This is a genomic window from Streptomyces sp. SudanB52_2052, assembly GCF_964272415.1.
In the GTDB taxonomy this organism is placed as follows: Bacteria; Actinomycetota; Actinomycetes; order Streptomycetales; family Streptomycetaceae; genus Streptomyces; species Streptomyces olindensis.
Window position 1 is genome coordinate 3,104,982 of sequence record NZ_OZ186796.1, and the last position, 18,702, is coordinate 3,123,683.

17 protein-coding genes and 2 tRNA genes are annotated in these 18,702 nt (G+C 70.9%); 9 read left to right on the forward strand and 10 right to left on the reverse strand.

Translation table 11 applies throughout. The features are described from left to right. Nucleotides 1–43: 43 nt before the first annotated feature. The 3 genes from aroA (at nt 44) to ACSUPV_RS13525 (ending at nt 2,831) form a co-directional block, all read left to right on the forward strand. Nucleotides 44–1,360 (forward strand): 3-phosphoshikimate 1-carboxyvinyltransferase, encoded by a 1,317-nt coding sequence (gene aroA, locus ACSUPV_RS13515; protein ID WP_382614061.1) that lies wholly within the window; start codon nt 44–46, stop codon nt 1,358–1,360. A 17-nt stretch (nt 1,361–1,377) separates the two neighbouring features. Continuing rightward, complete coding sequence (gene rsgA / locus ACSUPV_RS13520) at nt 1,378–2,388, forward strand: ribosome small subunit-dependent GTPase A (RefSeq protein ID WP_031114376.1); 1,011 nt, start codon at nt 1,378–1,380, stop codon at nt 2,386–2,388. A gap of 119 nt (nt 2,389–2,507) precedes the next feature. Next, complete coding sequence (locus ACSUPV_RS13525) at nt 2,508–2,831, forward strand: DMT family transporter (RefSeq protein ID WP_031114375.1); 324 nt, start codon at nt 2,508–2,510, stop codon at nt 2,829–2,831. 7 nt (nt 2,832–2,838) lie between these two features. Here the strand turns inward: ACSUPV_RS13525 and ACSUPV_RS13530 are convergent, their stop codons facing one another. Then, nucleotides 2,839–3,447 (reverse strand): TetR/AcrR family transcriptional regulator, encoded by a 609-nt coding sequence (locus tag ACSUPV_RS13530; protein ID WP_359786654.1) that lies wholly within the window; start codon nt 3,445–3,447, stop codon nt 2,839–2,841. A 288-nt stretch (nt 3,448–3,735) separates the two neighbouring features. On the opposite strand from ACSUPV_RS13530, the gene hisN reads away from it, so the two are divergent. Together hisN and ACSUPV_RS13540 are read left to right on the forward strand one after the other, a co-directional pair. Further along, entirely contained in the window at nt 3,736–4,536 is an 801-nt protein-coding gene (gene hisN / locus ACSUPV_RS13535) for a histidinol-phosphatase (RefSeq protein WP_031114372.1), read from the forward strand. Nucleotides 4,537–4,646: 110 nt separating this feature from the next. After that, the gene (locus ACSUPV_RS13540; RefSeq protein WP_031114370.1) at nt 4,647–5,039 is read left to right on the forward strand and encodes a CBS domain-containing protein; all 393 of its coding nucleotides are present in this window, start codon (nt 4,647–4,649) and stop codon (nt 5,037–5,039) included. Between the two features lie 81 nt (nt 5,040–5,120). Here ACSUPV_RS13540 and ACSUPV_RS13545 read toward each other — a convergent pair whose 3' ends face one another. Then, on the reverse strand, nt 5,121–6,572 hold the full coding sequence (locus tag ACSUPV_RS13545) for a catalase (RefSeq protein ID WP_382614058.1): 1,452 nt from the start codon (nt 6,570–6,572) through the stop codon (nt 5,121–5,123). A 145-nt stretch (nt 6,573–6,717) separates the two neighbouring features. Here ACSUPV_RS13545 and ACSUPV_RS13550 point away from each other — a divergent pair, with 145 nt between their 5' ends. Then, a complete protein-coding gene (locus ACSUPV_RS13550; RefSeq protein WP_031114367.1) occupies nt 6,718–7,134 on the forward strand; it encodes a Fur family transcriptional regulator in 417 nt (138 codons plus the stop codon). Between the two features lie 124 nt (nt 7,135–7,258). Here the strand turns inward: ACSUPV_RS13550 and ACSUPV_RS13555 are convergent. From ACSUPV_RS13555 to ACSUPV_RS13570, 4 genes are all read right to left on the reverse strand, one after another. After that, nucleotides 7,259–7,332: transfer RNA gene (locus ACSUPV_RS13555), tRNA-Met, on the reverse strand. A 78-nt stretch (nt 7,333–7,410) separates the two neighbouring features. Further along, nucleotides 7,411–9,234 (reverse strand): tetratricopeptide repeat protein, encoded by a 1,824-nt coding sequence (locus tag ACSUPV_RS13560; RefSeq protein WP_359786646.1) that lies wholly within the window; start codon nt 9,232–9,234, stop codon nt 7,411–7,413. A gap of 234 nt (nt 9,235–9,468) precedes the next feature. Next, nucleotides 9,469–9,542, reverse strand: a tRNA-Met gene (locus tag ACSUPV_RS13565). A gap of 57 nt (nt 9,543–9,599) precedes the next feature. Continuing rightward, nucleotides 9,600–12,539, reverse strand: a complete 2,940-nt coding sequence (locus ACSUPV_RS13570) for a UPF0182 family membrane protein (RefSeq protein WP_051649124.1) — start codon at nt 12,537–12,539, stop codon at nt 9,600–9,602. 163 nt (nt 12,540–12,702) lie between these two features. Here ACSUPV_RS13570 and ACSUPV_RS13575 point away from each other — a divergent pair, with 163 nt between their 5' ends. Continuing rightward, nucleotides 12,703–13,245, forward strand: coding sequence for a PPA1309 family protein (locus ACSUPV_RS13575; protein WP_031114363.1), 543 nt, complete (start codon nt 12,703–12,705; stop codon nt 13,243–13,245). Between the two features lie 46 nt (nt 13,246–13,291). Here ACSUPV_RS13575 and ACSUPV_RS13580 read toward each other — a convergent pair whose 3' ends face one another. The 4 genes from ACSUPV_RS13580 to ACSUPV_RS13595 form a co-directional block, all read right to left on the reverse strand. Further along, a complete protein-coding gene (locus ACSUPV_RS13580; RefSeq protein WP_436947554.1) occupies nt 13,292–14,383 on the reverse strand; it encodes a YlbL family protein in 1,092 nt (363 codons plus the stop codon). Nucleotides 14,384–14,484: 101 nt separating this feature from the next. After that, on the reverse strand, nt 14,485–14,649 hold the full coding sequence (locus ACSUPV_RS13585; protein WP_190049437.1) for a hypothetical protein: 165 nt from the start codon (nt 14,647–14,649) through the stop codon (nt 14,485–14,487). A 115-nt stretch (nt 14,650–14,764) separates the two neighbouring features. Beyond that, nucleotides 14,765–15,226 (reverse strand): molybdenum cofactor biosynthesis protein MoaE, encoded by a 462-nt coding sequence (locus ACSUPV_RS13590; protein WP_031114361.1) that lies wholly within the window; start codon nt 15,224–15,226, stop codon nt 14,765–14,767. 115 nt (nt 15,227–15,341) lie between these two features. After that, complete coding sequence (locus ACSUPV_RS13595) at nt 15,342–16,463, reverse strand: SDR family oxidoreductase (RefSeq protein WP_031114360.1); 1,122 nt, start codon at nt 16,461–16,463, stop codon at nt 15,342–15,344. Nucleotides 16,464–16,655: 192 nt separating this feature from the next. Between ACSUPV_RS13595 and ACSUPV_RS13600 the strand changes: the two genes are divergently transcribed. Beyond that, nucleotides 16,656–18,107: a zinc-dependent metalloprotease gene (locus tag ACSUPV_RS13600; protein ID WP_031114359.1), complete on the forward strand. Its 1,452-nt coding sequence runs from the start codon at nt 16,656–16,658 to the stop codon at nt 18,105–18,107. Then, nucleotides 18,104–18,631 carry an NUDIX hydrolase gene (locus tag ACSUPV_RS13605; RefSeq protein WP_359786637.1) on the forward strand — a complete coding sequence of 176 codons (528 nt, stop codon included), beginning with the start codon at nt 18,104–18,106 and terminating at the stop codon, nt 18,629–18,631. The genes ACSUPV_RS13600 and ACSUPV_RS13605 overlap by 4 nt, the downstream gene beginning before the upstream one ends. The last annotated feature ends 71 nt before the right edge of the window (nt 18,632–18,702 follow it).

Here is an 18,702-nt window from a genome sequence, read left to right on the forward strand (position 1 = left end):
GCGGCGCCGCACTCCGGCGACGGCCTGCTTATAAAGTAAAGGCATGGCCCCGAACACCGCAGACACCGCCCTCTGGCCCGCCCCGCACGCGAGCGGAGCCGTCGACGCGACGGTCCACGTGCCCGGGTCCAAGTCGGTCACCAACCGCGCCCTGGTCCTCGCCTCCCTCGCCTCGGAGCCGGGCTGGCTGCGCCGCCCCCTGCGCTCCCGCGACACCCTGCTGATGGCGGGCGCGCTGCGCGCGATGGGCATCGAGATCGAGGAGGGCGTGGGCCCCGACGGCACGGGCGAGGCCTGGCGGGTGCTCCCCACGGGCCTGCGCGGTCCGGCCACGGTCGACGTCGGCAACGCGGGCACGGTGATGCGGTTCCTGCCGCCGGTCGCGGCGCTCGCCGACGGCCCCGTCCGCTTCGACGGCGACCCCCGCTCCTACGAGCGTCCCCTGAACGGCGTCATCGACGCGCTGCGTCAGCTCGGCGCCCGGATCGACGACGACGGCCGCGGCGCGCTGCCACTGACCGTGCACGGCGGCGGTGCCCTGGACGGCGGCCCGGTCGCGATCGACGCGTCCTCCTCGTCGCAGTTCGTGAGCGCGCTGCTGCTGTCCGGCCCGCGCTTCAACCAGGGCGTCGAGGTCCGTCACACCGGCGCCACGCTGCCCTCCATGCCGCACATCCGCATGACCGTGGACATGCTGCGCGCGGTCGGCGCCCAGGTGGACACGCCCGAGTCGGGCGGCGAGCCGAACGTCTGGCGGGTCACGCCGGGCGCCCTGCTCGGCCGGGACCTGGTCATCGAGCCGGACCTGTCGAACGCCCAGCCGTTCCTGGCGGCTGCGCTGGTCACGGGCGGCAAGGTCGTCATCCCGGACTGGCCGGCCCGCACCACCCAGCCCGGTGACCGGCTGCGCGAGATCTTCACCGAGATGGGCGGCTCCTGCGAGCTGACCGAGTACGGGCTGGTGTTCAGCGGCTCCGGCTCGGTCCACGGCATCGACGTCGACCTGGGCGAGGTCGGCGAGCTGACGCCGGGCATCGCCGCCGTCGCGGCCCTCGCCGACTCCCCGTCGACCCTGCGCGGCGTCGCCCACCTGCGCCTGCACGAGACGGACCGGCTGGCGGCGCTGACCAAGGAGATCAACGAGCTGGGCGGTGACGTCACGGAGACCGCCGACGGCCTGCACATCCGCCCGCGCCGGCTGCACGGCGGGATCTTCCACACCTACGACGACCACCGCATGGCCACGGCCGGCGCGATCATCGGCCTCGCGGTGGAGGGCGTGCAGATCGAGAACGTGGCGACGACGGCCAAGACCCTGCCCGACTTCCCCGACCTGTGGACCGGGATGCTCGGGGCGTAGGACGCGGGGACCAGGTCATGCGCCGCTACGGCAAGCACACCGACGAGGACGACATCCGCACCCGCCCGGGCCGCCGGAACACCCGGCCCCGGACGAACATCCGGCCCAAGCACGAGGACGCCGCCGAGGGCCTCGTCCTCACCGTCGACCGGGGCCGCCTGACCTGCCTCGTCGAGGACCGGGTCGTCATGGCGATGAAGGCCCGCGAGCTGGGCCGCAAGGCGGCCGTGGTCGGTGACCGGGTGGCCCTCGTGGGCGACCTGTCGGGCAGGAAGGACACGCTGGCGAGGATCGTGCGCATCGAGGAGCGCACGTCCGTGCTGCGCCGCACGGCGGACGACGACGATCCGTACGAGCGCGTGGTCGTCGCCAACGCCGACCAGCTCGCCGTCGTCACCGCCCTCGCCGACCCGGAGCCCCGGCCGCGCCTGATCGACCGCTGCCTGGTCGCCGCCTACGACGGTGGCCTGGAACCGCTGCTGGTGCTGACCAAGTCGGACCTCGCCCCGCCCGAGAAGCTGCTGGAGCTCTACGGCGACCTCGACATCCCCTACGTCGTCACCAGCCGCGCGGAACTGGAGTCCGGCGCCGCCGTCGAGCGGGTCCGCGAGCAGCTCGACGGCAAGATCACCGCGTTCGTCGGGCACTCCGGTGTCGGCAAGACGACCCTGGTCAACGCGCTGGTGCCACAGGAGCGGCGGCGTTCGACCGGACATGTGAACGCGGTGACGGGCCGCGGCCGGCACACCACCACCTCGGCGCTGGCGCTGCCGCTGTCCGACAGCGACGGCTGGGTGATCGACACGCCGGGCGTGCGGTCCTTCGGGCTCAACCACGTCGATCCGTCCCGGGTCATCCACGCCTTCCCCGACCTGGAGCCGGGCACCGAGGGTTGCCCGCGCGCGTGCAGTCACGACGAGCCGGACTGCGCCCTGGACGCCTGGGTCACCGAGGGGCACGCCGACCCGGCCCGGCTGTACTCGCTGCGGCGACTGCTGGCCACGCGGGAGCGCAAGGAAGGCGACTGACCTCCGCGTTGTTTGTGATGACGTGCGGACGGTAAGTGCATAATCGCACCAAGCCGGATGCAAGCCTGAGCAAAACGCGACGAAGCGGTCACTGAACGTGGGCTACGGGAGGACGACACATGGCGTGGCTGCTGGTCATCGTGGCCGGATTGCTCGAGACCGGCTTCGCCGTCTGTCTGAAGTTGTCGCACGGCTTCACCCGGCTCTGGCCGACGGTCGCGTTCTGCGTCTTCGCCCTCGGCAGCTTCGGTCTGCTGACCCTTGCCCTGAAGAGACTCGACGTCGGTCCCGCCTACGCCGTGTGGACCGGCATCGGGGCGGCGGGGACGGCGATCTACGGCATGGTGTTCCTGGGTGACCTGGTGTCGACGCTGAAGATCGTGTCGATCAGCCTCGTCATCATCGGCGTGATCGGGCTGCAGTTGTCGGGCTCGGCGCACTGACGGGCCGTCAACCGGCTTGCCGGTGCAGGGCGCTGCGGACCAGGTCGGTGACGCCGCCCTCGCCGGGTGGCGCGGCCACGCAGGACAGCGCGAGGCGGACGGCGAGTTCACAGGAGCGGGCCAGGTCGGCGGTGTCGGACTTGGGTGTGCCCGGCCCGGCCAGGACCGAGACGGCCCGGTCGCGGACGAGGGCCACGAAGTCGCCGGGCGAGGGCAGCGGGCCGTCGGCGCGGCGCTGGGCCGGCACGGCGGAGGTGGAGGAGACCGCCGACAGGGCCGGGGACGGCAGCCGTTCGCTCCAGCAGCCGGTGAGCATGGCGCGGACGAGGGCGTTGTCACGGGCCGCCGACGTCGTCCACTCGGCGGTGGCGGTGAGCCGGTCGCGCGGGTCGCTGTGCCCGGCGAGGGCGCGGTCGATCCCGGCGAGATATCCGTCGGCTTCCCTCCTCACCAGCGCCCGGGCGAGGCCGTCCTTGCTGCCGAACTCGTTGTACAGCGTCTGCCGGGACACTCCGGCCGCCGCGGCCACGTCCACCATGCGCACAGCGGACCACGGCCGACGCGCCAGCGCCGCGAAAGCGGCGTCCAGTAGAGATTCCCGCGCTGCAGGCATCATCGCCTCCCCTTGGGGCGAGCGGCTCTGCGCCCAGATTTGACGCGCGTGAAAGCACTGTCAAGGGTTCTCGAACGCGCGCGGGGGCGCGTTTCGGCCGTGTCGCGCGGGGCATTCGCCCGGCCGCCGGGGTGCGTCCGCTCAGCTGCACGCCCATCCGCCCCCGGCCCGCACACCGGGTGCACCCCCGTCCCGCACACCGCGCGCCCCTCAAGCGGGTCACCCCACCGCTTCCCCACCCACACAAACCCCCTGTAGCCCCACCCCCACCTCGGCAGATAGGTTCGTCACATGCCCGACTATCTCGACGACCTGCGCCTCGCCCACGTCCTCGCCGACGCCGCGGACGCCGCGACGACGGACCGGTTCAAGGCCCTCGACCTCAAGGTCGAGACGAAACCGGACATGACCCCGGTGAGCGAAGCGGACAAGGCCGCGGAGGAACTCATCCGCGGCCAACTCCAGCGCGCCCGCCCCCGGGACGCGATCCTCGGCGAGGAGTACGGCGTCGAGGGCACCGGCCCCCGCCGCTGGGTGATCGACCCGATCGACGGCACCAAGAACTACGTCCGCGGCGTCCCCGTCTGGGCCACCCTCATCTCGCTCATGGAGGCCGGTGAGGGCGGCTTCCAGCCGGTCGTCGGCGTCGTCTCCGCCCCGGCCCTGGGGCGCCGCTGGTGGGCCGCCAAGGGCCACGGCGCGTTCTCCGGCCGCAGCCTCACCAAGGCCTCCAAGCTGCACGTCTCCCGCGTCTCCAAGCTCTCCGACGCCTCCTTCGCGTACTCCTCGCTCAGCGGCTGGGAGGAGCAGGGCCGGCTGGACGGCTTCCTGGACCTGACCCGCGAGGTGTGGCGCACGCGCGCGTACGGCGACTTCTGGCCGTACATGATGGTCGCGGAGGGCTCCGTCGACATGTGCGCCGAGCCGGAACTGTCCCTGTGGGACATGGCCGCCAACGCGATCATCGTCACGGAGGCCGGCGGCAGCTTCACCGGACTCGACGGCCGCCCGGGTCCGCACAGCGGCAACGCGGCCGCGTCGAACGGCCTGCTGCACGACGAGTTGCTCGGGTACCTCAACCAGCGCTACTGAACGCCCCCTTGTTGACCCTCCCTTTGCCTGCCACTCTGAGAGTCCCCCCACTTGTGAACTTGTGAAATCCTGAACAAAGGCGGGGACACTCCCAGGAGGTGGCTCCATCCATGCTCGTCCGTGACGCCATGAGCACCGTCGTCCTCACCATCGGCCCGACCCACACGCTCCGCCAGGCCGCCGCGCTGATGTCCGCCCGCCGGGTCGGCGCGGCCGTGGTCCACGACCCGGACGCCGGCGGCATCGGCATCCTCACCGAACGCGACATCCTCAACTCCGTGGGCCTCGGCCAGGACCCGGACACCGAACGCGCCCACGCCCACACCACCACCGACGTCGTGTTCGCCGCTCCGGCCTGGACCCTGGAGGAGGCGGCCGGCGCCATGGCACACGGCGGTTTCCGGCACCTCATCGTGCTGGACGGCGGCGAACCCGCCGGCATCGTCTCGGTCCGCGACATCATCCGCTGCTGGGCACCGGCACGTCAGCAGGTTCCCGCCTGACGGCACCGGACGCACGGACGGGCCGGGCACCCCGTGGGCAACCCGGCCCGTCCACTACCGCAAGCGGTCCAGTGCTGGAGTTCAGCCGCGCAGGGCCTGGACCGCGGCCTCCAGCCGCTTGCCGTAGTCTCCGTCGGCCCGACGGAAGTTGTCGATCGCCCGCTCGACGATGTCGTCGCGCGAGACCTTGGCGATGAAGCCCGCCAGGTTCGCGATCAGGCGCTCCTTCTCGTCCTCCGACATCAGCCGGTAGAGGTTGCCCGCCTGGACGAAGTCGTCGTCCTCGGCGTGCACCGGAGCCGGGTGGTTGCCCGTGGTGCCGCTCACGGCCGTGGCGGACCACAGCGGACGATCCGTCTGGAACGGGCCGCCGAAGCTGTTCGGCTCGTAGTTCTTCCCGCCCCCGTGGCGGCCGTCGTACAGGTACCCGTCACGCGAGTTCGTGCGCGCCACGGTGGCGTGCGGGCGGTTCACCGGCAGGTGGTCGGCGTTGATGCCGACGCGGTAGCGGTGGGCGTCGCCGTACGCGAAGAGGCGGCCCTGGAGCATCTTGTCCGGGGACGGACCGATGCCCGGCACGAAGTGGGCGGGGCTGAAGATCGACTGCTCGACCTCGGCGAAGATGTTCTCCGGGTTGCGGTTGAGCTCCAGCTTGCCGATCTCGACGACCGGGTAGTCCGCGTGCGGCCACACCTTGGTCAGGTCGAACGGGTTGAAGCGGTATGTCGCCGCCTCGGCCACCGGCATGATCTGCACGCCGACGGTCCAGGTCGGGTACTCGCCGCGCTCGATGGCCTCACGCAGGTCGCGCTGGTGGGAGTCGGGGTCCTCACCGGCGAGCCGGGCCGCCTCCGCGCTGGTGAGGTTCTTGATGCCCTGGTCCGTCTTGAAGTGGTACTTCACCCAGAAGGCCTCGCCGGCCGCGTTGCTCCACTGGAAGGTGTGCGAGCCGAAACCGTCCATGTGACGGTAGGAGGCCGGGATGCCCCGGTCGCCGAACAGCCAGGTCACCTGGTGCGTGGACTCGGGCGACAGGCTCCAGAAGTCCCAGACGTTGTCCGCCTCCGTCGAGCCGGTGTACGGGTCGCGCTTCTGGGTGTGGATGAAGTCGGGGAACTTGATGGCGTCCTTGATGAAGAACACCGGGGTGTTGTTGCCGACGAGGTCGTAGTTGCCCTCCTCGGTGTAGAACTTCAGCGCGAAACCACGCGGGTCGCGGACGGCGTCGGCCGCGCCGAGGTTGCCGGCGACCGTCGAGAAGCGCAGGAAGACCTCGGTCTGCTTGCCGATCCCGGAGAGGAACGCGGCGCGCGTGTACGGGGTGACATCGGCGGTGACCGTGAAGGTCCCGTAGGCGCCCGCACCGCGCGCGTGCACCACGCGCTCCGGGATGCGCTCGCGGTTGAAGTGGGCCAGCTTCTCCAGCAGCAGCTGGTCCTGGACGAGCACGGGGCCGCCGACGCCCGCGGTCTCGCTGTTCTGGTTGTCGGCGACCGGAGCCCCGGCCTCCGTCGTAAGCGGTCCCTGCGTCACGTGCGCCTCCTGCACCAATCCTGGCCAAACCTGTCCCTTGGCCAAAGCCATTCTCGATCCTACAATAGACATTGTCTAAAGCAAGTGGGACTCTAAACTCACACCTGTTCGGGACCTGGTCCACTTAGCTGTTAGGCTGGTGGCCATGAGTGACCTTCTGGAACGCCTGCGCGGACGCGGATGGCGTATGACCGCGCAGCGGCGCGTCGTGGCCGAGGTCCTCGACGGCGAACACGTCCACCTGACGGCCGACGAGGTCCACGCCCGGGCCGTCGCCAAGCTGCCCGAGATCTCCCGGGCGACCGTCTACAACACGCTCGGCGAGCTCGTCTCCCTCGGCGAGGTGCTGGAGGTCTCCACCGACCAGCGCGCCAAGCGGTACGACCCGAACGCCCACCGGCCGCACCACCACCTGGTCTGCGCCCAGTGCGGCGCGATCCGGGACGTGCATCCGGTCGGCAACCCCCTGGCGGACCTCCCCGACTCGGAGCGCTTCGGCTTCACGGTCTCCGACGTCGAGGTGACGTACCGCGGCGTCTGCCCGAACTGCGCGGCCGCCTAGCCCTACGCACGTGAAAGCCCCGGCACTCTCGGTGCCGGGGCTTCTCGTTGCTCACGCGGGCCGCGACGACCCAGGCAAACACCGAGGGCCGGAACCCTTTCGGATTCCGGCCCTCGGCCTTCAGTAGCGGGGACAGGATTTGAACCTGCGACCTCTGGGTTATGAGCCCAGCGAGCTACCGAGCTGCTCCACCCCGCGTCGGTGAATGCAACGTTACGTCAACGCAGAGGACGGATGCAAATCGCTTACCCGGCGGCGGGCCCCGGCCGCCCAGCGCTACGCGGACAGCTCCTGCCTGAGCGCGTCCCGCAACCGCGCCGCCCGCTCAGCCACGGACGCCGGCCCCAGCGACACCGCCCGATCGGCCCACCGCTGCCCTTCCGCCAGCTCACCCCGACGCGCGTAGACCAGGGCCAGCCGCAACGCCGCCCGCCCGTGCCCCGCGTCAGCCGCCCGCGTCCACCACACCGCCGCCTCGGGCTCGCTCCCCTCCCGGGCCAGCAGCAGCCCGAGATTGAACGCCCCGTTGCGAGACCCGGCCTCGGCCGCCTCCCGGTACCACCGGGCCGCCTCGACGACGTCCCCCCGGGCCGCGGCCAGCATGCCGACCCGTACCTGCGCCCGCCGGTGCCCCTGCGAGGCGGCACGCTCGTACCACTCCTCGCACTCGCTCCGCCGGTGCACCGGCTCCCCGAGCTCATGCGCCGGCTCCGGCGGTCTGCGCGCGTCGAGCACGGTCGCCAGCCGGTACGCGGCCTCCGCGCTCCCACCCCCGGCCGCACACCGCAGGTGCCGCTCGGCCTCCTGCTCGTCGCCGTCCCGCAGCTTTGCCATGCCGACCTGGAGCGCCGCCTCCGTGTGCCCGGCGGCCGCGGCCCGCTCGTACCAGCGCAGCGCGGCCTTCTCCTCGCCGCGCCCGGCGTGCAGGATGCCCAGATTGAAGGCGGCGTCGACGCTTCCGGCCTCGGCGGCCTTGGAGAACCACGGCTCCGCGCCCGTCTCGTCCCCGGCCCGCAGCAGCAGGATCGCCAGCGCGTTCGCGGCCTCCCGGTGCCCGGCGTAGGCCGCACGCCGGTACCACTGCTCGGCCTGCGCGGTGCGCCCCTGTTCGGCGCAGAGCAGCCCGAGGTTGTAGGCGCCGTTCACATCGCCCGCGTCCATGGCGGCCCGGTACCACCGCTCGGCGGTCTGGGTCTCGCCCCGCTCGGCGTGCAGCGCGCCGAGCGCGTTCGCCGCGTTGCCGTCGCCGTCCTGCGCGGCCCGCAGCCACCACACGGCGGCGTTCTCCGTGTCGCCGGCGTCGCGCAGCAGGAAACCGAGCGCGCAGGCGGCCCGCGGCTCGCCGTCCTTGGCGGACGTCAGGTACCAGCGGCCGGCCTCCTTGAGCTCGCCGCGCCGCTCCAGGATGGTCCCGAGGTGCAGCGCGGCCCGCCGGTGGCCGCGCGCGGCGGCCTGCCGGTACCACTGCTCGACCTCGTCGGGCACCTGGACACCGTTGTCACCGTCGGTTTCCCGCGCCGCCCTGCGGTCCAGTGCCCGCGCCAGCCGGTACGCGGCCTCCCGGTGCCCGCGCTCGGCCGCGACCCGCATCCACTGCTCGGCCGCGGCGTCACCGCGGTGCTCCAGCAGATCGGCGAGGGCGTACGCGCCCAGCGTGTGGCCCTGTTCGGCGGACTGGCGCAGCCAGTACTCGGCGGCGGGTTCGTCACCGCGCTCGCGGTGGTGCCGTCCGAGGGCGTGCGCGGCGGCCGCGGATCCGGCGACGGCAGCGATCCGCCACCATCCGGCGGCCTCGTCGGCGTAACCCCGCTGGTGAAGCAGGACGCCCAGGTTGTTGGCGGCGGCCCGGTCACCCGCCGCGGTGGCGGCACGCAGATGGGGCTCGGCGCCGTCGAGATCACCACGGCGCAGCAGCATGGCCCCGAGAACACTCATCGCCTCGACGTCGCCGGCCTCCGCGGCGAGCCGCTGACGCAGCTCCTCGGCTGCCTCGTCGGCGAGTTCCCCGGCGTCGTCCGGGGTGTCGGTGTCCTCCCGGCTGGAAGGCTGCACAAAACGCCCTGTCTCGAACAGAGTTGCCTTGTCCCCCATAACGTCCATCGTCGCACCACCTGCAACCCGGGTACACCTGGTATACCGCAGCCAGTGAGGTCACTGAAGCGTTTTGTCGACATGCCCACAGAGAGACAAGTCAAACACAGACTTCCCAACTCCCCCGGTCGGCACGGCCGAAGCCCGCACCAGCACATCCGTTCACACATCACGAAGGCCCGGATTCCTTTGTGGAATCCGGGCCTTCGTGGCCGCTGCGTCACTCGGACATCGCGACTTCAGTAGCGGGGACAGGATTTGAACCTGCGACCTCTGGGTTATGAGCCCAGCGAGCTACCGAGCTGCTCCACCCCGCGCCGTTGTGTTCACAACCGTATCACGGCGCGGGGTGGGCCATTTGACCAGGCCAGGCCCTAACTGCTCGGTTTCGGGCTGGGGCTGCCGCTCGGACTGGCGCCGGGCTTGCTCTCGCCGCCCCCGGCAGCGCCGGCCCGGTCCGCGGCGGCCTGCGCCTCCTCGGCCCGCCGCAGGGCGTCCTCCAGGTCCTCCTGCGCCCGGCCGTACGCCTCCCAGTCGTTCTTCTTCAGGGCCTCCTGGCCCGCGTCGAAGGCCTTCTGAGCGTCTTCCAGGGCCTGCTTGACCGTCGGGTCGTCGGACGTCGGCGGCGGTGTCGTCGTGTCACCCTCGTCCGGTGGCTCCGGGGTGGCGCCCTCCGCTCCGAAGACCTTGTTGAGGGCCTCCTCGAGCGTGTTCTCGAAGGCGGTCTGGCCTCCGTAGGTGACCAGCACCTTGCGCAGCAGCGGGTACTTCAGTCCACCACCGCGTACGTAGACCGGCTCCACGTACAGCAGTCCTCCGTCGAGCGGCACCGTCAGCAGGTTGCCGTACTCGACTTCGGAGTCGCCGCCTCTCAGGAGCCTGATGGACTCGGCGATGTCCTCTTGGGAGTTGAACTGGCTCTGGACCTGCTTGGGTCCGTTGACCGTCGTGTTCGTCGGCAGTTTCAGGATTCTGATCTTGCCGTAGTCGCTGGTGCCCGCCTCGGCGTCCACCGCCATGAAGGCGCTGAGGTTGTCCCGGCCGTTGGGCGTGAAGGTCGTCGTCAGCGAGAACGCCTGCGCCTTCTGGTCGGGCATCTTCATGCTGAGGTAGTACGGCGGCACCGCGTTGCCCGACCGGTTCGTCGGGTCGTCCGGCACCTGCCACACCTCGCTGCCGCTGAGGAACGTCGTGGCGTCCTTCACGTGGTAGCGCGTGAGCAGCTCCCGCTGGACCTTGAACAGGTCCTGGGGGTAGCGCAGGTGGTCCATCAGCGACTTGGAGATGTCGCTCTTGGGCTCCACCGTGTTCGGGAAGGCCTTCATCCAGGTCTTCAGGACCGGGTCCTTGGTGTCCCACTGGAAGAGCTTGACCTCGCCGGTGTACGCGTCGACGGTCGCCTTCACCGAGTTGCGGATGTAGTTGACCTGGTTCTGCTGGGCCACCACCGCGCGGCTGTCGTTGGTGGCGGTCAGCGAGTCGGCCGTCGTGTCGCCGAGGGTCGTGCGCGAGGAGTACGGGTAGCCGTTCGTCGTCGTGTACGCGTCGACGATCCACTGGATCCGGCCGTCCACGACCGCCGGGTAGGCGTCGCCGTCGATGGTCAGCCAGGGGGCGACCGCCTCGACGCGCTCCTTGGGCGTGCGGTTGTACAGGATCCGCGAGCCGTCGCCGATGGCGCCGGAGTACAGGATCTGCGGCTCGCCGAACGCCACCGCGTACGCCGCGCGGTTGACCGGGTTGGAGAGGTTGACCCCGCTGTCGCCCTTGTAGCTGGTGGTCTTCTCGCCGTTGTCGTCGGAGTAGTCGATCTCCTTCTGGGGACCGCCGACGATCGAGTACGTGGTGGTCTTCTCGCCGTAGTAGACCCGCTGCTCGTACGTGCCGAGCTGGCCCTTGGAGGGCAGGTCGGACTCGGTGAAGACCGGCCGGCCCTGCGCGTCGGCGCTGGTGCCCTCGGCGGCGACCACTCCGTAGCCGTGCGTGTAACGGAAGTGGTTGTTGATCCAGTTCTTCTTCGGGATGCCCGCGAGGTTGATCTCGCGCAGACCGATGACCGTGTCCTGGTCCTTGCCGTCCTTGGCGTAGCGGTCGACGTCCAGGTTGGTCGGGAACGCGTAGTAGTTCCTGATCTGCTGGAGCTGCTGGAACGTCGGAGAGACGATGTTCGGGTCCATGATCCGGATGCTCGCCGTGGAGTCGACGTCATCGCGGAGCGTGGTCTTGTCCTCCGTCTTGCTCGTGCCGGTGTAGTCGGTGACCTTGGTCCCGTCGATGCCGTAGGCCTTGCGCGTCGCCTCGAGGTTCTTCTCGACGTACGGCGCTTCCTTGGCCTGCTCGTTCGGCTGGACCTGGAACTTCTGCACGATCGCCGGGTACAGGCCGCCGATGAGGATCGCGGAGAGCACCATCAGACCGAAGCCGATCACGGGCAGCTGCCAGGTGCGCCGCCACAGGGTGGCGAAGAACAGCAGCGCGCAGATGACGGCGATGCAGAACAGGATCGTCTTGGCCGGCAGGTAGGCGTTGGCGTCGACGTACCTCAGGCCCGTCCAGTTGTCGGTCGCCCTGAAGTCGCTGGACTTCACCGCGAGTCCGTACCGGTCGAGCCAGTAGGCGACCGCCTTCAGGGCGACGAAGACGCCGATGAGCACCGACAGGTGCCCGGTGGCCGCCGCCGTGGCGCGGGCGCCGGGGCTGGTGACGCGCAGCCCGCCGTACAGGTAGTGGGTGAGCGCGGCGGCGATCACGGAGAGGATCGTGGCGGCGAAGCCGAAGCCGAGCAGGAACCGGTACCAGGGCAGGTCGAAGGCGTAGAAGGAGACGTCCAGCTTGAACTGGGGGTCCTTCTGGCCGAAGGGCACGCCGTTGATCCACATCAGCCACGTCCGCCACTGGCCGGACGCGGAGGCGCCGGCGATCAGGCCGACCAGGGCCGTGATCCCGAACAGCAGCCACTTCTTGTAGGGCGCGATGCCCATCCGGTAGCGGTCGAGGTTCTGCTGCTCCATCGACATGGCGCTCAGCGGTGGCCGCAGCCGGTGCGCCAGCCAGATGTTGACGCCGACCGCGAGGGCCATGAGCAGGCCGAAGACGAAGAAGAGACCGATCTTGGTCCACAGGGTCGTGGTGAAGACCGAGGAGTACTTCACCGACCGGTACCAGAGCCAGTCCGTCCAAAAGCCCGCGAACATGGTGAACGCCATGCCGAGGACGGCCAGGACGCCCAGCGTCATGAGCAGGGTCCGGACACGCCGGGACGGGCGGCCCACTCTGATCCGCGGCCCTGTCGGGCCTCCGCCGCGGTCCGGCATCTGGAAAGCCAAGGTGCGCACCTCGAAGTTCGCTGTTGATTCGTCAAGCCCGCGTCTTCACGGACCCTGCGTGGCCCCCGTGATCGTGGGCCCCCACCTATGCAACTTACTCACCGTTTACTCGGTTCCCGATTCCGGCCAGGAACGAGAGAGGATTGTGACCATGTCCAACACTCCCATGGCTGCGAACCCGCTCACCCGGGCCGTGCTCGAGATCGACGAGTACGTCTCCGGCCTCGGCTGGGACCAGCCGGCCCGCCTCTTCGCCCTCGTCGACACCGCACGGCTGCGGGCCGAACAGCCCTCGCTCGCCGACCGGCTCGGTCTGGGGGACGAGCCCGAAAGCTCCGGCCTCACCCCGATCGAGCAGGACGAAATTCCAACGGGCAAGCCGCTCGACGAGTTCCTCGCCACCATCGCCTGGCCCGACGCGGTGGCTGGCTGCGCCCTCGCCGTGGAGCGCCTGATGCTGCCGCCGTCCGCGGAGGCGCAGGTCCCGAAGGATCTGAGCGAGGCGGCGCTGACGAAGTGGGTGGCGGAGCACCCGGACCGCCAGGAGGTCCGCATGACGGTCGCGGTCCTGCGCGACGGTGCCCGCGAGTCGGCCCTGCGCCTGCGCGAGAAGGACTCCCCCACGGAGGTCCTCACCGGCTCCGACCTGGTCCCGGGCCTGGCGGAGGCACTGACGGCGACGTTCGAGGAGTAGCCGGACGGGCCGGGGCCCGGTCCGCCGGGCCTTCCCGCCCCCTTCGCTACCTACCGCACCGCGGAAGGTCCGCGGTGTCGCCACCGCGGATGTCCTTCAGGGCGCCGAGGGCGTCCTGGATGGTGTCCACCTTGACGAGGGTGAGGCCCTCCGGGGTGTCCTTGGCGGCGGCCGCGCAGTTGTCGGCGGGCGTCAGGAAGTACTCGGCGCCCTTGGCCCGCGCGCCGACGGTCTTCATCTCGATGCCGCCGATCGGGCCGACCTTGCCCTCGTCGTCGATCGTGCCGGTCCCGGCGACGAACGTGCCTCCGGTCAGGCTGCCCGGGGTGAGCTTGTCGTAGATGCCGAGCGCGAACATCAGACCGGCGCTCGGTCCGCCGACGTCGGCCAGCTTGATGTCGATGGTGAACGGGAACGTGTGGTCGGTGCCGGCGGAGATCCCGACGATGGCGCGCTTCTCACCCGCGTCGTCGGACGTCGTCGTCGTGATGGTGATGTCCTGCGTCCTGGTCGGTGTCCGCTTCTCCTTCTCCGCGGCGGCCTGCGCCTTGGCGGGCACGATAGTGAAGCGGACGTCCTGGCCGGGCTTGTGCTTGGTGACCAGCTTCGCGACGTCGGCCGGCTCCTTGACCGCCGTGCCGTCCACGGCCTTGATCACGTCACCGGCGTGCAGCTTGCCCTCGGCCGGGGAGCCCTTGACGACCGTCGAGACGATCACCCATGACTTCACCGGCACGTCGAGTTCCTTCAGGGCGGCGACCTTGGCGCTCTCCTGGGACTGGCTGAACTCCTCGGCGTTCTCCTGGGTGGACTGCTCCTCGGTCTTGCCGTCCGGGTAGAGCGTCTCGTGCGGCACGACCTTGTTGTCGTGCGCGAGCCAGCCGTAGACGGCCTCCACCAGGTTCATCCGGTAGTCGGCGCTGGTGACCCGGACCGTGGTCATGTTCAGGTGGCCACTGGTCGCATAGGTCTTCCGGCCCGAGATCTGCAGCACCGGCTCGCCGCCGTGGTCGCCGAGCGTGTTCACCGTCGGCCCCGGGGACATCTCCGAATACGGCACGGGGATGAACACTCCCGCGCACAGGAGCGCGATCAGCATCAGGGTGGAGGCGAGCATCGTCGCGGTGCGGCGTGGCATGACTCGACAGTACGGGACGGTCCTGTCAGCGCACCGTCAGGGCCGCCCGTCCGGGGCGGCCCTGCGCGCTCAGGCCTCTGTGACCTGCTGTTTTCCCGCCGTCAGCTACCCGGCCGGGGCTTCTCCATGGCCTCGCGGAAGCGGGCGTAACCGATGAGTTCGGGGCCGTCTCCACGGACCTTGCGGGTCCGGTTGGCCCAACTCCCCCACAGGCCCGCGCCGATCGCAGCCACAAGCGGAATCAGCAACCAGGCGAGCGCCGCCATGCCGACCTCCAACCCCATTGAGCGTCCGCAACTGACTGATCAGCAGATTAACGATCCGCAGTGACAACGCTCACGCCAGGGGTGCGGTTACGCAACCGGAAGGCAGCCTCCCGGATCAGCAGGCGCCCACCCACTCCTCGGTGCCGTCGGAGAACCGCTGGTGCTTCCAGATGGGCACCTCGTGCTTCAGGTCGTCGATGAGCTTCCGGCAGGCCTCGAAGGCCTCGCCGCGATGCGGACACGAGACGGCGACGACCACCGCGAGGTCACCGACCCGGAGGTCGCCCACCCGGTGCACGGCCGCCAGCGCCCGCACGGGGAACTCGGCGACCACCTTCTCGGCGATCCGCCGCATCTCGGCCTCGGCGCTGGGGTGGCACGAATAGCCGAGCTCCGCCACGTCGGCACCGCCGTCGTGGTTGCGCACGGTCCCCACGAAGAGCGCGGTGCCGCCGGCCGCGTCGTCCCCGACCGCCCGGAAGACCTCGTCCACGGAGAGGGCCGTGTCCCGAATCCCGATCAGCTTGACCGGGTCCTGCGCGCCCTGCTCGCCTGGGTGATCGTTCGTGGATGCCATGCCTCCATCGTGCCCCACGCCACCGACAGCCCGGAATAGAGCTATCGACCGGCACGCGCGCGTACGCGTTTGGAGTCTCCTACAGGGGTGTCCCCCTGCACGGCGGAGGTGCCCGTCAGATCCGCCGCCGGGCCTTCCGGGCCCGGCGCACCACCGCCGCCGCGCCCAGCAGCGCCACGGTCGCTCCCGCGGCACCCGCGGCCGTCGCGTCCTTGCGGCCCAGACGCCGCCCGGCGACCGTGTGCCGGCCGGAGACCTCTTCCAGGAGTTCCGCGAGCACTTCCTCGTTGGTGTACTGCGGCCGCCACCCGGCGTCGTGCAGCCGGCTCCCGCTCACCACCCAGGGGTACATCGTGTACGCCAGGTCCCCCGCCGGAGAGGGCGTGAGACCGATCCGGTGCAGCCGGGCCGCCGCACCCAGCGCGACCGCCGACGGCAGCTCCATCCGCCGGATGCCGCTGAGCTCCTCCACTTCCTCCTGCTCCAGCCACCCGTCGCACCCGACGGCGAGTTCCCCGTCGACCTTCTCCAGGACGGCGTACTCCAGCGCGCTGCACAGGTCCTCGACGTGGCAGAACTGCCACGCGGGTCGCGACCCGGCCACGACCAGCAGCCGAGGGGACTCGAAGTACCTGGTCAGCGCGGTGTCGGTGCCTCCCACCAGAACCGCCGGCCGCACCACCGTGACGTTGAGTCCCGGGTGGGCCCGCGGCGCCCGCCGCGCCAGCCGCTCGATCTCCAGCAGGTCGCCGACGCCCGTGGCCTCCGCCGTGGCGCGCAGTTCCGCGTCCTCCGACAGCGGCAGCTCGTTGTCCGGCAGCGCCCCGTAGACCATCGCCGAGGTGCACAGCACCACCCGGTGCACTCCGGCCGCCGCGGCAGCCGTCAGGACGGTCTGCGTCCCCCGTACGTTGTAGGCCGTTCGGGCGGCCGCGTCCGTCTCCAGGTCGAGATCGAGGGCCAGGTGCACCACCACGTCGGCGCCGCGCAGCTTGTCCGCGATGGCCGGGTCCCGGACGTCCAGGATGTGCCACTGCGCCGCCGCGCACTCGCCGCGCCGCTCGTCGATGGCCACGACCTGCTTGACCTCGTCGGACGCGGCGAGCTGCTCGGTGAGCAGCGCGCCGACGCCGTACGCGGCGCCGGTGACCGCGACGACGGGCCCGCGGGCGGCGGGGCTCGCGGAACTGGTTGACTGGTTTCGCGCTGCGCGAACCTGCGGATCTGGGGAACTCACCGGGCGTCTCCAGCGGTTGTCTTCAGTACGAGCGCGTGCGACGCGTGCGTACCAGGTGGCATCCATCCTGCCGCAGGCCGGCAGTCGGCGAAGCACCGAGGCCCGATCCGCCCCAGGTGTCTACGCTGGGTGGTGTTGTCGGGCAGCCGTGCCGCCGGAAAGAACCGGCGGCCCTACCAGCCGAGGAATCCCGTGAGTGACACCCCATTCGGATTCGGCCTTCCGCCGGAGGAGCCGGACGACGGCGACGAGGGCAAGAAGAAGGACCAGCAGAGCGGTGGTGGTCAGGGACCTGCCAACCCGTTCGGTTTCGGCGGCCTGCCCGGAGCCGGAGGCTTTGGCGGCGGACCCGGCGGCCCCGGTGCGGACAATCCGTTCGCAGCCATGTTCGGCTCGCTGAACCCCACCGACCTGGGCGCCGCGTTCCAGCAGCTGGGCCAGATGCTCTCCTACGAGGGCGGCCCGGTGAACTGGGACATGGCCAAGCAGATCGCCCGCCAGACGGTCTCCCAGGGCAGCCCTGACGGCACCAAAGACACGAGCGTCGGCCCCGCCGAGCGCCGAGCCGTCGAGGAGGCCGTCCGCCTGGCCGACCTCTGGCTCGACGACGCCACGTCCCTGCCGTCGGGCGCCGGCTCCGCCGTGGCCTGGAGCCGCGCGGAGTGGGTCGAGGCGACCCTGCCCGCCTGGAAGGAGCTCGTCGACCCGGTCGCCGAGCGCGTCGGCACCGCCATGGGCGACGTCCTGCCGGAGGAGATGCAGGCCATGGCCGGCCCGCTGATCGGCATGATGCGCTCGATGGGCGGCGCCATGTTCGGCACGCAGATCGGGCAGGCCGTCGGCGTGCTCGCCGGTGAGGTGGTCGGCTCCTCCGACATCGGCCTGCCGCTCGGCCCGGCCGGCAAGGCCGCGCTGCTGCCGGTGAACATCGAGACGTTCGGCAAGGACCTGAGCGTCCCCCAGGAGGAGGTACGGCTCTACCTCGCCCTGCGCGAGGCCGCCCACCAGCGCCTCTTCGCCCACGTGCCGTGGCTGCGCTCGCATCTGTTCGGCGCGGTCGACGGCTACGCCCGCGGGATCAAGGTCGACACGGCCAAGCTGGAGGACGTGGTCGGCCAGTTCGACCCGCAGAACCCCGAGCAGTTGCAGGAAGCCCTCCAGCAGGGCATGTTCCAGCCGGAGGACACGCCCGAGCAGAAGGCCGCCCTGGCCCGTCTGGAGACGGCTCTGGCGCTCGTCGAGGGCTGGGTGGACGCGGTGGTCCACGCCGCCGCGAAGCCCCGCCTGTCGTCCGCCGACGCCCTGCGCGAGACGCTGCGCCGCCGCCGCGCCTCGGGTGGCCCGGCCGAGCAGACGTTCGCCACGCTGATCGGCCTGGAACTGCGCCCGCGCCGCCTGCGCGACGCCTCCCGTCTGTGGGCCTCCCTCACGGACGCGCGCGGAGTCGACGGCCGGGACGCCCTGTGGCACCACCCGGACATGCTGCCGACGGCGAGCGACCTGGACGACCCGGACGGCTTCGTGCACCGCGAGCAGATCGACTTCTCCGAGCTGGACAAGATGCTCGGCGAGGCGGCGGACAAGCCCGACCTGCGCAAGAAGGACGAGGGCGAGGACAAGACCAAGGGCGACGACGCCGAGTGAGCCTGTACGACGACGCGGTCCTCGTGCTGAAGGAGTACGAGGACCAGCCGGAGCTGCGCCAGGCCTACCTGGACCACTTGGCGGATCACCCGGACGGCCTCTGGAAGGCCTGTCACGCGGGTCACCTCACGGCCAGCGCCCTGGTGATCGACCCCGAGGGCGGCCGGGTGCTGCTGACCCTGCACCGGAAGCTGCGGATGTGGCTCCAGATGGGCGGCCACTGCGAGCCGGGCGACACCACGCTCGCCGCCGTGGCCCTGCGGGAGGCGACGGAGGAGTCCGGTGTCTCGGGGCTCTCGCTGCTGCCGGGCGGCCCGGTGCGCCTGGACCGGCATCCGATCCCGCCGCCGTGCCACTGGCACTTCGACGTCCAGTACGCGGTCCTGGCACCGCCCGGCGCCGCCCACGCCGTCAGCGACGAGTCGCTCGACGTGCGCTGGTTCCCGTACGACGAGGTGGCGGACGTGGCGGACGACTCGGTGGTACGGCTGCTGGAGTCGACACGAGCGAGGCTCACGGAGTGAGCTGGTGAGGGGGCGGCCACGAAGGCGGCCGCCCCCTCAGTCGGCGCGGGGAACTGCGCGACCAGCCACGA

Bases quoted from the DNA above. Each gene is read 5' to 3' on its own strand.
- ACSUPV_RS13530 (WP_359786654.1), bottom strand. From the start codon at position 3,447: ATGATGCCTGCAGCGCGGGAATCTCTACTGGACGCCGCTTTCGCGGCG.
- ACSUPV_RS13590 (WP_031114361.1), bottom strand. From the start codon at position 15,226: ATGGCATCCACGAACGATCACCCAGGCGAGCAGGGCGCGCAGGACCCG.
- ACSUPV_RS13525 (WP_031114375.1), top strand. From the start codon at position 2,508: ATGGCGTGGCTGCTGGTCATCGTGGCCGGATTGCTCGAGACCGGCTTC.
- ACSUPV_RS13580 (WP_436947554.1), bottom strand. From the start codon at position 14,383: ATGCCACGCCGCACCGCGACGATGCTCGCCTCCACCCTGATGCTGATC.
- ACSUPV_RS13540 (WP_031114370.1), top strand. From the start codon at position 4,647: ATGCTCGTCCGTGACGCCATGAGCACCGTCGTCCTCACCATCGGCCCG.
- hisN (WP_031114372.1), top strand. From the start codon at position 3,736: ATGCCCGACTATCTCGACGACCTGCGCCTCGCCCACGTCCTCGCCGAC.
- rsgA (WP_031114376.1), top strand. From the start codon at position 1,378: ATGCGCCGCTACGGCAAGCACACCGACGAGGACGACATCCGCACCCGC.
- ACSUPV_RS13550 (WP_031114367.1), top strand. From the start codon at position 6,718: ATGAGTGACCTTCTGGAACGCCTGCGCGGACGCGGATGGCGTATGACC.
- ACSUPV_RS13585 (WP_190049437.1), bottom strand. From the start codon at position 14,649: ATGGCGGCGCTCGCCTGGTTGCTGATTCCGCTTGTGGCTGCGATCGGC.
- ACSUPV_RS13570 (WP_051649124.1), bottom strand. From the start codon at position 12,539: ATGCCGGACCGCGGCGGAGGCCCGACAGGGCCGCGGATCAGAGTGGGC.
- ACSUPV_RS13560 (WP_359786646.1), bottom strand. From the start codon at position 9,234: ATGGACGTTATGGGGGACAAGGCAACTCTGTTCGAGACAGGGCGTTTT.
- ACSUPV_RS13575 (WP_031114363.1), top strand. From the start codon at position 12,703: ATGTCCAACACTCCCATGGCTGCGAACCCGCTCACCCGGGCCGTGCTC.
- aroA (WP_382614061.1), top strand. From the start codon at position 44: ATGGCCCCGAACACCGCAGACACCGCCCTCTGGCCCGCCCCGCACGCG.